This is a genomic window from Candidatus Cloacimonadota bacterium, assembly GCA_034722995.1.
Classification (GTDB): domain Bacteria; phylum Cloacimonadota; class Cloacimonadia; order JGIOTU-2; family JGIOTU-2; genus JAGMCF01.
In genome coordinates this window covers 29,167-44,795 of the sequence record JAYEOL010000051.1, presented here as the reverse complement: position 1 = coordinate 44,795, position 15,629 = coordinate 29,167, and the positions used below count along the sequence as shown (strand labels likewise).

Sequence of the window (15,629 nt, the reverse complement as noted above, 5' to 3'; positions counted from 1 at the left end):
GCTACACCTCTGCAAGATAATCTTGCAATAAAATTTACTACAGAGACACCCGAGATAATTCATTCATTTACAGCAAATTTTTCAGCAGATACAATCTCTGGATATGCTCCATTAACTGTAAACTTTTCAGATCAATCTAATCCAGGGACTGGGGTAATCGTGACTTGGGGTTGGGACTTTGGAGATAATAATACTTCAGAAGAACAAAATCCAACACATATATATGAAAACCCCGGGAATTATACAATATCATTAACTATTATTGATGAAAATAATTCTATTGATACAGAAACAAAAATAGATTATATTTCAGTTTATGAAGCTGTAATAGCAAATTTTGTTGGAAGTCCCACTGTTGGCATATCTCCCCTAACGGTCACTTTCATTGATTCATCAAAAGGTGAAATAGACAATTGGTTATGGAATTTTGGCGATGATTCAACAAGCGCCTCTCAAAATCCAATCCATACTTATACTAATGCAGGCACTTATTCAGTTAGCTTAGGCATTTTTGGACAAATGGAATCATCGGACACTTTGATATGTGAAGATTATATTGTCGTTTATCCTGATACATGTTTAATCTGGCCAGGAGATACTGATTATAGTGGCGAGGTAAACGAGGAGGATGTAAATTCAATAGCAGTTTTTTGGAGAGAGTCAGGAACATTACGCAGTCCAGTTTCATTTGAATGGATAGGAAATGATTATCCAGGGAATTGGGAAGAGCCATTTGCCTCATTGGCAGACTGTAACGGAGATGGAGAGGTAAATATAACAGATGTTCTGGCAATTTGTCTTAATTGGAATTATACTCATCCAACGGAAATAGATATTCCTATAATTCCAGATAGTTTGGATAAATATAGAGGTAGTTTTGTTGAAATTTACACTTCACTTGGGGAAAGTGAGACCGAAATCAAGATAAGAAATTACATTGCTGAAATATTTGATTTGCCAATAATTGAAATTGTAAAAGAGAACTATTTAGGTCAAAATTTTCCCAATCCGTTTTGCAAGAGGACAGAAATAACCTTTGGATTAAAGGAAGGTATTACCTCCGGAGAAATCAAAATATACAATCTAAAAGGACAATTGGTTAAGAAATTCAGAATTTTAAATGCAAAATATGGATTGAATAAAGTGGTTTGGGGTGGAAAAGATGAAAATAATAGATCAGTTAGCAACGGAATTTACTTTTATAAGTTAGAAATTAATGGTAAGACAGTAAAAACCAAGCGAATGCTTTTATTGAAATAAAAGGATGCATAATGAGAAAATATTTACCTGCAATTCTGATAATTATTTTAATCCTACTTACAGCTTGCAGTGAAGAAAGTACTGAGCCCCAAACAAATCTAAAGCTAAAAATAAGCCCTTCTGAACAAACGATAGCAATAAATGAGCCCGCAACTTTCTCAGTAAAAATAGAGAATGTTACAGATTTGTTTGCAGTTTCAGGAGAAATCACTTTTGACAATACAATGATTGAATTACCTGAAAATCCTGTAACTAAGGGTGAATTTTGGAATGGAGAACCTTTATTAGAATACATCAATGAATCTGGTTGTTTAAACATTTGTATTGGTTTAATACAAACTGAAAATGATGATGGAATTGGTGGAGATGGAATTTTATTCTATTTTACAGTAAAAGGTATTGATGTTGGAGAAAATATCTTTACAATTGAAAATTTGAAATTGATAAATGAAAATGGCGGTCAAGTTTTAGGTTTTGATGATATTGAAGTCAGTTATGCTAACCTGATTGTTGGGAATTAGCGATAATCTCAGAAAGGTAATTTTATTGACATAAAGAAAATGGTTTTGCTTCGTTAAACATATATTTTGGATAATTTTTATTTGACTTTAATTCATAGGAGGATTCTGTGAAAGACTTTACACAACTTGCAATAGATACCGCAGTTTCTTGCGGAGCATCTTATGCAGACATTAGAATAATTGATTCAAAATCACAATCTATCGCAGTAAAAAATGGTAAAATAGAAAGATTAAATAACAGCAATACTCTTGGATTCGGAGTTAGGGTTATTGCAAACGGCTCTTGGGGATTTGCTTCCAGTTCAAATCTCACAAAAAATGAGATAAAGAGAACAACTGCATTAGCAGTACAGATTGCCAAAGCTTCTGCAACTTTACGCAAAGGCAGCGTTAAACTTGCTCCTGAACCTGTCCATAAAGATATCTGGACATCACCTTATTTGATAAATCCTTTCAATGTTCCGTTAGAAAAGAAAGTTGATTTATTATACAAAATTGATAAAATATTGAGAAAAGATGAAAGAATAAAGGTAGCTGAATCGCAGATGAATTTTTGGAACGAACATCAATGGCTTGCAACATCAGAAGGAACATTTATAGAGCAGAATTTAGTCCGAAGTGGTTGTGGATATAGTGCTACAGCTGTTGAAGGCAATGAAGTCCAACGCCGTTCATATCCTGATTCCTATGGTGGACAGCATACTCAAATGGGATATGAGTTCATTCTTGCAACACCATTTGTGGAAAATGCAGAAAGAGTTAGAGAGGAGGCAATTGCTCTGCTCTCTGCTCCAGATTGCCCAGTAGGTGAGAAAGACCTTATAATTGGTGGAGGTCAATTGGCTTTGCAGATTCACGAGTCAATTGGTCATCCATCAGAACTTGATAGGGTTCTTGGAATGGAAGCAAATTATGCAGGCAGAAGTTTCATTACAACTGACCTTTACAAAAACTTTCACTATGCTTCGCCGATTGTGAATATAGTTGCAGATGCGACAGTTCCAACCGGACTGGCAACTTTTGGATATGATGATGATGGAGTCCGTGCTAAAAGGTATCATATCATTAAAAATGGACTCTATCAGATGTATCTAACTAATCGTGAATTAGCGTATATCATTGGAGAATCCAGAAGTAGAGGTTGCAACCGTGCAGATGGATATGATAATATTCCAATGATTAGAATGATTAATATTTCTTTAATGCCAGTAAGAGGTTCACTTGATGATTTGATCGCAGATACAAAAGATGGACTTTTCGTAGAGTGTAATAAAACATGGAGCATTGACCAGCGTCGTCTAAATTTCCAATTCACAACTGAAATTGGCTGGGAAATTAAAAATGGCAAAAAGACAAGAATGGTGAAAAATCCCACATATCAAGGTATTACTCCAAAATTCTGGCAAAGTTGCGATGCAATCTGTGGTGGAGAAGAATGGCAGCTTTACGGAGTTCCTAATTGTGGTAAAGGTCAACCAGGGCAAAGGGCAGAAATGTCTCATGGCGCTGCTCCTGCAAGGTTTCGTAAGGTTACAGTCGGAGTTAAGAAATAAACGCTGACGCTGTCATAATGACCACATTTGACGCTTCGCCAATTGGCGAATCATTTGACCTTTTGACTATTTATGACTCTTTGAAAAATATTTGACACTTATATTTATTACTCTCTTTTTTAACAAAAAAATTGCTGAGGTAAATAATGAATGAGAAACTTATTTTATCATTGTTCAAAAAAATAATTGGGCAAGGGCAACTACGAAAAATCTTAAAACCAAAGCTGGAAAAAGCGATTTACAATGCTGTTGTAGAAAACGGAGAACCTTATCCCAAAAGCATCAATGTTATAATATACCAGTACTTATTAGCAATGATAAATTGTATTTTTGATAATTTAGATAAAGGGTATATGTCAAAACATGCTATTCAAAAAGCGGTTTCAACAATACTCAAAAATGCCTTTTTAAAGGATGGGTTTGTTACAACTCTCCCTCAAAAGTTTGAAGAAAAATATGGCATAAAACCACCTTCACTTATTGTATTAGCTCCCACTCAATTATGTAATCTAAATTGTATTGGATGTTATGCCGCCTCTAATGCTAAAACTCCAGCAAAACTTCCTTATGAAGTTGTTGATAAAATCGTTAATGAAGTCCGATATCAGTGGGGTGTCCCGTTTGTAGTCATAAGTGGTGGAGAGCCTTTTATGTATAAAGATGATGGGAAGTCTATGTTGGATATCTATGAAAAATATAAGGATGTATTTTTCTTGTCATTTACGAATGGAACACTAATTACACCGGAACTTGCAGAAAGAATGGCAAAACTTGGGAATATTACGCCAGCAATTTCAGTAGAAGGGTTTGAAAAGGAAACTGATGAAAGGCGAGGTAAAGGCGTTTTCAAAAAGATATTAAAAGCATTTGAAAATCTTAGAAAAGCAGGTGTGCCATTTGGAATATCAGTCACCGGCACTATGAAGAATATTGAGACTTTACTCAAAGATGACTTCTATGACTTTTTCTTTGAAGAGCAAGGAGCATCATATATGTGGCTCTTTCAATTCTTTCCTATTGGAAGAGGTGAAAGTGATATGGACCTAATGATTATACCAGGTAAAAGAGTAGAGCTTTATAGACAATGGGAAAAGATGTTAATAGATAAGAAATATTGTATTGCAGATTTTTGGAACAGCGGAATGCTTTCAAAAGGTTGCATTGCTTATGGAAGAGAAGGTGGTTATCTTTATATTGATTGGAATGGAAATATCGCACCCTGTAATTTTGCTCCCTATTATGTTGATAATATAAAAGAACTTTATAAAAATGGAAAATCACTCACAGATGCTCTTTTCTCAGACCTCTTCAAAAATGGTAGAAAATGGCAATGTGACTACGGATTGGGTAAGTATGAAAAACCAGATAATTGGCTGATGCCTTGTTCTATAAGAGACCATTATAAAAATTTCAGAGAAAATATTCTGACTAAAGACGCAAAACCATTAGACAAATATGCAAATGACGCATTACATTCAAAAGAATATTACGATGCAATGGTTAAATATGATGAGGAGCTTAAAAAACTTACTGAAAAAATCTGGGAAGAAGAATATTTGAAAGAGAAATTTTGACCTTGAGTTAAGTCCGCAGGACTTGACTCAAGGTTGCTAATTTAACATAGCAGAACTTAAGTTCTGAGTTCTGGCAGGATCAATAATATGCGTTGCAAAACTGATAATTTTCAACCCGGTGCTTACTTCCATTTCTACAATCGGGCTATCAATGATGAAAGAATATTTCATAATAAGGAGGATTATATACTTTTGCTTAAAAAATTAAAGTCTGTAACTAAGAAAATCCCAACTACAATTTTCGCTTATTGTCTTATGCCAAACCATTTCCATTTCCTAATAAGACAGGACGATGAAATACCGGCATATAAAATTTTCAACAACCTTTTTTCTTATTATGTGCAGATGTTTAATAAAAAATATAATAGAAAAGGAAGATTATTCCAGGGCAAATTACAGCATAAATTAGTAACCAACGAAAAATACCTTATTTATCTTTGCCAGTATATTCATAATAACCCCTTGAAAGCAAACATAGTAAAAAGACTTGAAGATTGGGAATTTTCAAATTATCTTGAATGGATTGGTAGCAGAAATGGTACACTGTTTGATAATGAATTGCTTCAAACATATTTTATTAATGCAAATAATTATGCCGACTCTATCAAAGAATATGAACAACATATAAAGGATAAAGAATTTGTAGATATTTTGATGGATTACTATTAACATACGGAGTATTACAGAACAGTACTTAACTCAAGCCTATCGGCTTAAGTCAAGTTAAGGTTGTCATGAGGAGTTATCTTGAAAGCAATAAAAAGGAATTTCACAAAATTACTACCTTCTATCATACTTCTCTTTCTCCTAACATCCTGCAGTTATCTCGGTTATTACAGTCTAAAAAAAATAACATTAAATATCCCTGAACAGTACAGAGACAAAGTTATTAAAGCAATCAAGTCTGCAAAGAAAAATAAGGGTGAGTTAAAAAAAGTTCTTTTTCATTACCGGAATGACCCGAAAAAATTGGAAGCAGCGTCTTTTCTTATTGCTTATATGCCAGACCACTGTTTTGCTGACATAATTTTGGTGGATTCTCTTGAAAATGAAATTAAGTTTAATGTATTAAATTTCAATAATTACAGAGAAATTCATGACTACTTAGATTCCTTAGAGGCTGAAAGAGAACAGGAATTCCATTGGAAACTGAAAGAAAAGCGAGAGGATATTAAAACAGTCTCAGCCAACTTTCTCATATCACATGTAGATACTGCTTTTCTATCTTATGAAACTCTGCAATGGACACAACAACTTGGCTGGCAGAATTTTCTTGAATATGTACTTCCTTATAGAGGTTCTTCAGAACCTATTTCTGATTGGCGAACATATTTCTGGAATGAATTTTCTTCGCTCCGTGATTCTACCTATGACCCATTGAAACTTGCTTGCTTGATTAATGACAGATGTAAAAAAGTGTTTACTTTTAAAGATGTCTTCTACCTTCATCCAACTGATTTAGGATTAGAGCAAATGCTTGAATATGGTCTTGGCAGATGTGAGGATATGACAAATTTCACAATTTATGCAATGCGTGCAAATGGCCTTGCAGTTACAAGTGATTATACTCCACACTGGCCAGATGGAACAAATAATCATGCATGGAATTCTCTAATTTTGCCAGATGGGAAAGTAATCCCTTTTATGGGTTGTGAGGCTAATCCTGGGAAATATAAATTACATCGTAAAATTGCAAAAGTATATCGTAAACTTTTTTTTGAAGAGGAAGGCTCTCTTGCCAGTCAATTATCTGAGAATGAAAAAGTGCCTGGATGGCTGAGTGGTAAGAATTATCGCGATGTTACTGATAAATATGTTGAAACAACTGATGTAACTCTTAATCTTAATCCAGAAAAGAAATGGGCATATCTTGCTGTTTTCAATTCAAATAAATGGAAAGCAATTCACTGGGGAAAAATTGACAGTACAGGAAAAACCATCTTTACAAAAATGGGTAAAGATATTGCCTATCTTCCTACTTATTATGAGAAAGTTGATTCTGTTAAAAAGAAAGATAAAAAAGACAAATACGAACTTAAAGGTGCTGATAGTCCTTTTATTTTAACAAATGATGGATTTATTGAAAATTTTGATAATAAGCCTGTTGAGGAAAGACTAAAAAACGATAATAGTTTCGTTGCGGATAGAATAGCTAAAGGAGATAAATATAAAATAAAACTAGATAGTAAGTATAAACTTTATATATGGGCAGAAAACGATTGGCAGACACTTGTTGATTCTATCACTGCACCTGCAGATTCTATAATTTTTGATTATAATTATCCAAACTCATTGTATAAGTTGGAAGACGAGGATGAAAATCCAGAAACCAGAATTTTTACTATTGAACAAAGAAAACAGAAGATTTGGTAGTGAACAAATTTTTAGATTCAATACTTATGTTGACCTATAAGAAAAAATTAAATTAAACTGAAATCTAAATGATTCATACTTATCCAAGATACTTTCGCAATAACCATATACTTCATAGCATAGTTTGGGAAAGGAATAAATAGTTCATCCGTCAGCTGACCCCGTGTAATAGCAAAGCTATATTACACGGGGCTGACGGACTGAGCCAGCCGATATATTATTGAAATGAGATTGAAAGATTATGTGCGTATCTTATTTAAAGAATACAAAAAATCAGTCCCGGATGTGTCTGTTGAAGAAATACTGAATTTATACCTTTTCAGACCTATTGCGTTTATTATTATTAAACTAATTTATAGATTCCCTATAACGCCAAATCAAATTTCTTTTTTTACAATAATAATAGGAATCATCGGTGGAATATTCTATGCAAAAGGTGATTACAATAGTTTTATACTCGGTGCTATTTTATACGGTTTAACAGTAATTTTGGATTGCTGTGATGGTATGCTTGCACGATTGAAAAATTGTGGAACTCCTATGGGACGCATAATTGATGGGATAAGCGACTATGTTACTGGTATTGTAATATATACTGGTTTTGCGATTGGTCTATCAAAATCAAGTATTGAGTTTCCCATCTCGTCCTGGCTACTAATTAGTTTTTCTGCGGTTTGTACAATTTTCCACTCTATTATATTTGATTATCACAAAAATGAGTTTATGGCTCATGCTCTTGATAAGACGAACTCTACACGAGAAGATATAGAATCCTTTTCAAATGGTCTGAAAAAAATGAAAGGAAAATATTTTAAAAAACTTCTAATTATAATATATCTGCTGTATTCTAAGAGCCAGATAGCCAATACATCAAGAAAAAATAGATATAGTAACGAAAGCTATTACAATGCCAATAAATTATTGATTCAATTATGGTCGTTGATTTCACCAACCACGCATATTGTTGTGTTTATGGTATCTTCATTTCTGTATAGACCCAATATTTTCTTTTATTATGATGTTTGTGTAGCTAATATTTTACTACTTATAATCTGGATAATTCAGGTTAAAACAAACAAAAGAATAGCTATAGAATAAGATATTTAGTCACTTAAAAAATAAAACTTACCAACAAGTTGTCGTGAAATTTTTCAATTAAATGACAAATATCAAATATCTAATTTCTAATAATCCGCCAGCTGGCGGACAAATACCAAATATAAAAGGATTTGTCTTCGGAGATTTTGTTTTGGCATGATTTGACATTTGGTCTTTGTCATTTTATTTGAAATTAGTAATTTGGATTTAGAAATTATTGTCCCCGATTAGATCGGGGATTATTATTGATTAATATTTCCTGTTTGGTTCTGGCTTGTCCAGGTTAGGACAGTTTTTTAGAGTAATATAAAATATTTTACAGATTAAATTTTCATCTAATTACTGAACAATTTTATATTAGAGTTTCTTTAAAATTCAGTTGAACTTGAAAAGTTAAAATTATTTATTTTCATAGCCGGCACTAAAAATCCTCCACCGAAGAAAGCACCTGCAAGTTCTGTCTCTTTCCCGATTTCTTCTATATTTGAAAAGATATTTATAACACTTTCAGTAAAGCGCATATTTTTCAACGGCTTTGTGATTTTACCGTCTTCTATCAAAGAGAAACCATCTCTTGTCATACCTGTTGTTAATAAAGCCATGGGGTCGATTATATTTGAATAGTGGAAATGTGTTACTAAAACTCCATAGTTTGTGCCCTTTATCATTTTTTCAACTGAACTTGTTCCAGGTTTTATACACATAGCAAAAGGATATGCACCTTGAGATGGTAAAGGAATTGCATGTCCATTGTTTTTCCTTCCAGTCTCTTTTGCTATCCAACGGTTTGTTGCAAAATGTTTAGGCACACCGTTTTCTACCAAAGTGAGCTTTTGAACTGGCATCCCTTCAAAGTCAAAAGGAGTGCCACCAATTTTTGGATTATATGGATTTTCAAGGATTGAAAATTTTTCACTAAAAACTTTCTTATTTAGTCCATCTTTAAGAAAGGAAGTCCCTTCAATATAATCCATACCATTAAATCCTTTCCAGAGTAGAAATAGAATAAATTCTGCGACAGCTGCTGGCTCCATAATTACAGTATATTTTCCAGGCTTTAAGTCAACAGGATATTGACTTTTTTTTGCTTTTTCTATTGCAATCCTGGCAGATTTTTCAACATCAATTTCATCAACATTTTTTCTTATTATCTCATTCCAGCCTGATGCAATACCTTTAATTGCGGTAATGCTGAAGATAGCTTGAGTTGAAATATCATATCCAAACAAGCCATTAGAATTCGCAATACAGAGTTCGGAACTTTGGGTTGAGAAAATGCCTGCTGCTTCTAACTTATGTTTTTTACAAAGATTTACGGCTTTTGCTATTTCATTTGCTCTTCTCTCTGGAGTAGTTTTATCAGTGGATAAAGAATAATTATCTACAGTTTTGTATTCTTGTGGTTTTGGAAGAGGCAATAATTTTGGATTATCTTTTTGCAGCTTTGTTGATGAGAGTGCACTATTCACTGTTTGTTTTAATGCATCTTCAGAAAAAGAATTCGTTGATGCTGTTGTTGTCTTTCTGCCAATAATTGTTCTTACTCTCAAATGTACAGACTCGTTACTGACATTTTGATGGATATAATTTTCAGCATATCTTGTTAAAGCATGTTTTGTTTTAAAGAGTAAAATCTCTGTTTCATCAGCAGTTGATAATGAAAGTATTTTATCGCAAACATTTTTGAATTCGCTTTTGCTTTTATTCATAAGACATTTCCTTTCATTGCATAAATGGTATTGTTCTTTTAAATTTTACAATAAATTGTGTCAAGAGTTTAGCATAAATTTTAATTTTATTGACATTTATTAGATGAACCAAGATAAGTATTCACGATTAAAATAAAGAGGTAACAATGTCATTAACAGTAGTTTTAGGTGCTTCCTGGGGTGATGAGGCAAAAGCAAAGATAGTTGACATCCTGGCTGAAAAAACTGATGTGGTTGTTCGTTTTCAAGGTGGATGCAATGCCGGTCACACAGTCGTCCATAATAATAAAAAATTTATATTTCATATTATACCGATTGGAGCGTTGTATCCTAAAAAAATTTGCATAATTGCAAATGGAGTTGTGATAGATCCCTTTCAATTAACAAGTGAAATTGATGATTTACAGACGCAAGGAATTAACATTGAAAATAGGTTTTTCATTAGTTCACAAGCACATATTACTTTGCCCATTCATAAATATCTTGATGAATTAAATGAGAGGAAAAGAAAAAAGCAAGCTATTGGCACAACAAAAAGAGGTATAGGTCCAACTTATTCTGATAAACCGGCAAGAATTGGTATTAGAGTTGCTGATATTCTTAATCCAGATTTGTTGTCATCAAAGATTGATAATCTTATAAATACAAAACAGGAATTGCTTACAGAATGGATGTCTGATAATGATGTTGAACAAATGAAAAAAAACTTGATAGAAATTGGGAAAAAGATTAAGAATTTCGTTGTAGATACACCATATTTGATTAACCGATATTTAGATGAGGACAAAAAAGTGCTTTTTGAAGGAGCACAAGGAACATTGCTGGATATTGATTTTGGCACATATCCTTATGTAACATCATCAAATACATCTATCGGTGGAGCAATAACTGGTTCTGGTGTTAACCCAAAGAGAATTGATAAAATAATCGGTGTTATGAAATCATATTTTACTCGAGTTGGCAAAGGACCTTTTCCAACCGAGCTGAATGATGAGATAGGAGATTACATACGAGATAGAGGCAATGAATATGGAGCAACAACTGGCAGACCTCGCAGGTGCGGCTGGTTTGATTCCGTAGCTGCAAAATATTCTTGTATGATAAATGGCTTTGATGAAATTGCGTTAACCCTGTTAGATGTTTTGTCAGGATTGGATGAAATAAAGATATGCACTCATTATGAGTTAGATGGTAAAAAAATAGAGTATTTCCCTGTGCGCATAGAAGAACTGAAAAAGTCTATCCCAAAGTATCTCTCTCTTCAAGCCTGGGAAGAGGATATTTCAAACATAAAAGAGTTTTCAGATCTACCTATAAATGCTCAGAATTTTGTTCACAAAATTGAAGAGATACTAAATGTAAAAGTTTGTGTAATCTCTGTTGGTGCAAAAAAGAGTCAGACCATATTTAGAAATTACAAATTACAAATAATCCATCCTCCGAAGCAGAGCTTCTGCGGAGGACGGACAAATTAAAAATTTAAAATGAAGAGGATATGTTAACCAAAATTTTAATCTTTAGTTTTCTATTTTACATTTACAGATGAGCTTGTCTTTTGAAAATATTAACTTTAGATATAATAATAAATTTTCTCAAAATACTCTAATTTTTTCCAATTTCTCATTATATATTAAAAAAGGAGAAAAGGTTGGTATTTTTGGTAAAACTGGAACTGGTAAGACCACTTTGGTAAAGTTTATCACAAAGGAAGAAAAGTTGCAAAAAGGAAGAATAATTTTCCAGAATAAGGATATAAGAAAAGCAAAAAACCCATTTGAGAGAATCTCAATCCTTTTCCAGAAACCTGAAAAGCAGTTTGTGTTCCCAAATATAAAAGATGAAATTGATTTCATTTTGAATGGAAGAGAAGAGGAAACAGATTCAAAAATTAATGAACTTGCAAAAGAATTTGGGTTCAATCTGAAATTATATTGGGATAGAAATATTTATTCTTTTTCTCCTGGAGAGCTGAAATTGATACAGATTATTCTAGTTCTATCTGCTGAAAAACCGTATTTGATTTTAGATGACCCTTTTCTTTTTCTGGATGAGGAGCAGATCAAAATTTTCAAAAAAATTCTATTGAATCATAATAACAGCACTATTTTGATATTTGCAAGGAATCAAGTGGGTTTTGAAGAGTTGATTAACCGAGAGGTAATTTTATAATTATTGTTAAGTGAAGAGTTTTACATTACATTATTGATAGAGGTTCCAAAATGAAAAAATTATATTTAGTAATTATTCTATTATTTATTGCAGATTCAATTTTTGCAGATGCTCAAGACGAATTTCAATTCGCCAAAAAGATGTTTGATGATACATTATATGAAGAATCAATTGGCAAATTTCGTGAAATAATACAGAAATATCCTACATCATTAGAGGCAGAAGCTTCTCAACTTTATATTGGAAACTCTTATATGGAGCTCAAATTATATGATGATGCAGGCTTGGTATTCCAGCATCTCGTTGATGCATATCCAAATTCCAAATTTGTTCCTAATGCAATTTATAAGTTGGCAGAAAGCCAATTCAGAGACAAAAGTTATGCAGCTGCTGCACGGAACTATCAGCAACTCATAAATAATTATCCCCAAAGTCCCTTTTCTATTTTGTCATTAGAAAAAGTTATTAAATCTTTTCAACTTTCAAAACAGTATAATGAAGCTATTCTTACCGCCCAAAATATTTTAAGACACTATACTGGTCAACCACAAACGCCTAAAATCTTTCTTCTTCTTGCTGATTTGTATTTTGAGAATAATATGCCCGAGCAATATGAATTGGCATTGGAGAAGATTATCATTGATTATAGTTCTTCAGAATCAAAATGGATTGCAATAGGAAAATTAGCTAAGTATTATTTGGCTACAGAAAGGTCAGAGAAAGCAATTGCGATAATTCAAAACAGTTTAAACGAAATAGTTCCTAGAAAATATGAGAAAACTCTTTTGCTGCTTTACGCAGATATACTATTCCAGATTAAAAATTATAAATCGGCAAAGGCAAATTATCAGTCATATTTTAGGAAATTTGATACAGAACCCAATTTAGACAAAGTCGCATATAAAATTGCCCTTACCAATTTTGAACTTGAAGATTATCAGGAAGTATTGCAAAACTGTTCAGATTTTAAAACAGAGTTTCAAAAGAGCGAATTTATTCCTGAAGTGTATCTTTTAATGGCTCAAGTTTATTATAAACAATCTGATTATCAAATGGCATTACAACAGCTCTCAATAGAAAATTTTATTAATGCTTCAAAGAAGATTAAATTTCAAGTTTACCAACTTCAGATAGAGATTTATAAACATCAGAATCTGTACGAAAAGGCTATTACAAATTATTTGGATTTGATAAAGAATTTTGATGATTTTGTGGCTGCAGATAGTTGCTACTTTCAAATAGCTATTATTTATCAAAAGATTCTCAACAATTATGAGTCTGCAATTAATTATTATCAGATGATTCTAAATACCTATCCACAAACTAAATTCTGGCAAAAAATCCAATTTGAAATGGCAGATTGCTATCAAAATATGAAACAGTATGAAAAAGCGCTTAATATTTTACAGCTTGCAATAAATCAGGGAAGCCTGAGTGCTGATATGGAAAAAAGGATTAATGAGGATATTCATTATATTAAGAAATATAAGATAAAAGAAAAAGATGCTGCACTTGAAAACCTTATGGATTGTTTTATTGATTATATCAGAAATAATGATGACATAGAAGCTTTCGCATCAATTATTAAGATTTATAGAGATGACCTAAAAGAATATAAAAAAGCAATTGAAATTTTTAAGCAGAATAAATATCTTGAAAAAAATCCAGAATTTTTATTATTAGAAGGAGAAACCTATCAAAATTTAGCAATAAAATTGGAATATGAAAATAATGTAGAAGCAGAAACTTATTACCAGAAAGCTATAGAAACCTTTCAAACCATTGTAAGTAACTTTGAGTATATTAAAGAAACATCTTATGCTGAATATTACCTAATTGACCTTAAAATAAGGAAATATAAGGTTGGTTCTGATGATTACATAAACAAACTAAAGGAATATTCATCAGAATTTATTGAAAAATACAGCACTTTTCCTGAAATCGGAAATGTTTATTATAATCTTGCAAAAGCTTTGGTTTTTTCTGGTGGTGACGAACAATCAATTATAAGGAATCTACAACAAGCAATAACATTAACTTATGATGAAAATATTAGAAATTCTGCCTATTCACTTCTTGGTGATATTTATCTAAAGAATGAAAGTTTTCAAGCTGCAGTTACTCAATACAATAAGCTTAATTCTGAATTTGTATTTAATAATAGCAATTTATTGTTTAATCTTGCATTTGCGGAGATGAAATTAAATCATTATGCAAAAGGTGCAGAATATTTTCAAAATTTTGTGGACCACTTTAAACAGCACAAAAGGTATTGGGAAGGTGTTAGGAATTTAGCTGAAATCTATAAAGAATTAAATCTTATAGATAAAGCGATATCTAATTATGAAACCCTTTCGGAAAACCATCCTGATGATGTTATTCTCAGAGAGTTGAGAGATTTGTATACATTCACTAAAAATTTTGAAAATGCTATTAAAATATCAACAAGAATTCAAGAAAGAACAAATGAAGACAGGAGGACTTTGGCAGAAATTTATTTACAAAAAGGCAGTAAGGGTTTAGCAATTTTACAATATGAAAAAGTAGTTGAAAATGAATCTGATTTTGATAAGAAATTGCATGATATAAAAAAGTTAGCAGACATCAATTATGAGTTAACTGATTATTCAAAGGCAGTAGAAAATTATACAAAGATTGTTGATTTAACCTCAAATAATAAAAATCGTTTTGAAGAGATACCTTATTTGAACTGGAAAGAAATAGGTGAAAATCTTATTGTTTCATTATACAAACGGAAATCAAGGAAAGATGCTGAAGAATATGAAAAACTCTTTAAGAAATTTATTAAAGATAGTATTGAAATAAAATCACATATACTTCTTGAAAGAGGAATTTATTATATTAATATTGATAATGATAAAGCAAATAAAATATTCAATCAAATAATAAAAGATTATAGTGAAACTGTGTATGCAGAGGATGCTTTGTTCCAGCAGGCTTTAATGGGTTTAGAAGAGAAGGATTTTGATCTTGCACAGGAAAAATTACAAAATTTGATAACAAAATATCCAAGTTCAGAATTAGTGAATAATTCATACCTGAAACTTGGTTCAATAAGTTTTACTGAAGGCGATTTTCAGAAGGCTTTGGAACGATATCAATTTGTTATTCAAAATGACAAGAAAGGCAATTTGGCTCTTAAAGCAATTGAGAACTTTGCTTTGACTTGTAAGTCTATGGGAGAGTGGATGTTGGCTATAGAGGCATATCAAATGTTATTAGATAGATTCGGAACACCCGAGATAAAACCTCAAACTCTTTTTGAAATCTCATTCTGCTATTATATGGATAAAAAGTATCAGAAAGCCATTGACTTGTTTAATGCGATTTTACCAAAAATCTCCGAAAGAA

11 protein-coding genes are annotated in these 15,629 nt (G+C 32.1%); 10 read left to right on the top strand and 1 reads right to left on the bottom strand.

Annotated elements, in window-relative coordinates; all coding sequences use genetic code 11:
- From U9R23_06320 to U9R23_06290, 7 genes are all read left to right on the top strand, one after another.
- On the top strand, nucleotides 1-1,260 hold a 1,260-nt coding region (locus U9R23_06320), incomplete at its 5' end, for a PKD domain-containing protein (GenBank protein MEA3476032.1).
- Nucleotides 1,261-1,271: 11 nt separating this feature from the next.
- Nucleotides 1,272-1,781, top strand: coding sequence for a cohesin domain-containing protein (locus U9R23_06315; GenBank protein ID MEA3476031.1), 510 nt, complete (start codon nucleotides 1,272-1,274; stop codon nucleotides 1,779-1,781).
- Between the two features lie 107 nt (nucleotides 1,782-1,888).
- On the top strand, nucleotides 1,889-3,334 hold the full coding sequence (locus U9R23_06310; protein MEA3476030.1) for a TldD/PmbA family protein: 1,446 nt from the start codon (nucleotides 1,889-1,891) through the stop codon (nucleotides 3,332-3,334).
- 146 nt (nucleotides 3,335-3,480) lie between these two features.
- Nucleotides 3,481-4,908: a radical SAM protein gene (locus U9R23_06305; GenBank protein ID MEA3476029.1), complete on the top strand. Its 1,428-nt coding sequence runs from the start codon at nucleotides 3,481-3,483 to the stop codon at nucleotides 4,906-4,908.
- 87 nt (nucleotides 4,909-4,995) lie between these two features.
- On the top strand, nucleotides 4,996-5,577 hold the full coding sequence (locus U9R23_06300) for a transposase (GenBank protein ID MEA3476028.1): 582 nt from the start codon (nucleotides 4,996-4,998) through the stop codon (nucleotides 5,575-5,577).
- A gap of 78 nt (nucleotides 5,578-5,655) precedes the next feature.
- Nucleotides 5,656-7,281 (top strand): transglutaminase-like domain-containing protein, encoded by a 1,626-nt coding sequence (locus tag U9R23_06295; GenBank protein ID MEA3476027.1) that lies wholly within the window; start codon nucleotides 5,656-5,658, stop codon nucleotides 7,279-7,281.
- Nucleotides 7,282-7,506: 225 nt separating this feature from the next.
- Nucleotides 7,507-8,379 (top strand): CDP-alcohol phosphatidyltransferase family protein, encoded by an 873-nt coding sequence (locus U9R23_06290; GenBank protein MEA3476026.1) that lies wholly within the window; start codon nucleotides 7,507-7,509, stop codon nucleotides 8,377-8,379.
- A gap of 368 nt (nucleotides 8,380-8,747) precedes the next feature.
- Here U9R23_06290 and U9R23_06285 read toward each other — a convergent pair whose 3' ends face one another.
- Nucleotides 8,748-10,088 carry a TldD/PmbA family protein gene (locus U9R23_06285; protein MEA3476025.1) on the bottom strand — a complete coding sequence of 447 codons (1,341 nt, stop codon included), beginning with the start codon at nucleotides 10,086-10,088 and terminating at the stop codon, nucleotides 8,748-8,750.
- A gap of 146 nt (nucleotides 10,089-10,234) precedes the next feature.
- Between U9R23_06285 and U9R23_06280 the strand changes: the two genes are divergently transcribed.
- From U9R23_06280 to U9R23_06270, 3 genes are all read left to right on the top strand, one after another.
- Nucleotides 10,235-11,563: an adenylosuccinate synthase gene (locus U9R23_06280; protein MEA3476024.1), complete on the top strand. Its 1,329-nt coding sequence runs from the start codon at nucleotides 10,235-10,237 to the stop codon at nucleotides 11,561-11,563.
- Nucleotides 11,564-11,630: 67 nt separating this feature from the next.
- The gene (locus U9R23_06275) at nucleotides 11,631-12,257 is read left to right on the top strand and encodes an ABC transporter ATP-binding protein (GenBank protein ID MEA3476023.1); all 627 of its coding nucleotides are present in this window, start codon (nucleotides 11,631-11,633) and stop codon (nucleotides 12,255-12,257) included.
- Nucleotides 12,258-12,307: 50 nt separating this feature from the next.
- The coding region (locus tag U9R23_06270; GenBank protein ID MEA3476022.1) for a tetratricopeptide repeat protein at nucleotides 12,308-15,629 on the top strand (3,322 nt) is incomplete at its 3' end.

Excerpts from the sequence above, each read along its gene's own strand:
- U9R23_06315 (MEA3476031.1), top strand. The coding sequence starts at position 1,272 with ATGAGAAAATATTTACCTGCAATTCTGATAATTATTTTAATCCTACTT.
- U9R23_06305 (MEA3476029.1), top strand. The coding sequence starts at position 3,481 with ATGAATGAGAAACTTATTTTATCATTGTTCAAAAAAATAATTGGGCAA.
- U9R23_06300 (MEA3476028.1), top strand. The coding sequence starts at position 4,996 with ATGCGTTGCAAAACTGATAATTTTCAACCCGGTGCTTACTTCCATTTC.
- U9R23_06290 (MEA3476026.1), top strand. The coding sequence starts at position 7,507 with ATGAGATTGAAAGATTATGTGCGTATCTTATTTAAAGAATACAAAAAA.
- U9R23_06285 (MEA3476025.1), bottom strand. The coding sequence starts at position 10,088 with ATGAATAAAAGCAAAAGCGAATTCAAAAATGTTTGCGATAAAATACTT.
- U9R23_06280 (MEA3476024.1), top strand. The coding sequence starts at position 10,235 with ATGTCATTAACAGTAGTTTTAGGTGCTTCCTGGGGTGATGAGGCAAAA.
- U9R23_06275 (MEA3476023.1), top strand. The coding sequence starts at position 11,631 with ATGAGCTTGTCTTTTGAAAATATTAACTTTAGATATAATAATAAATTT.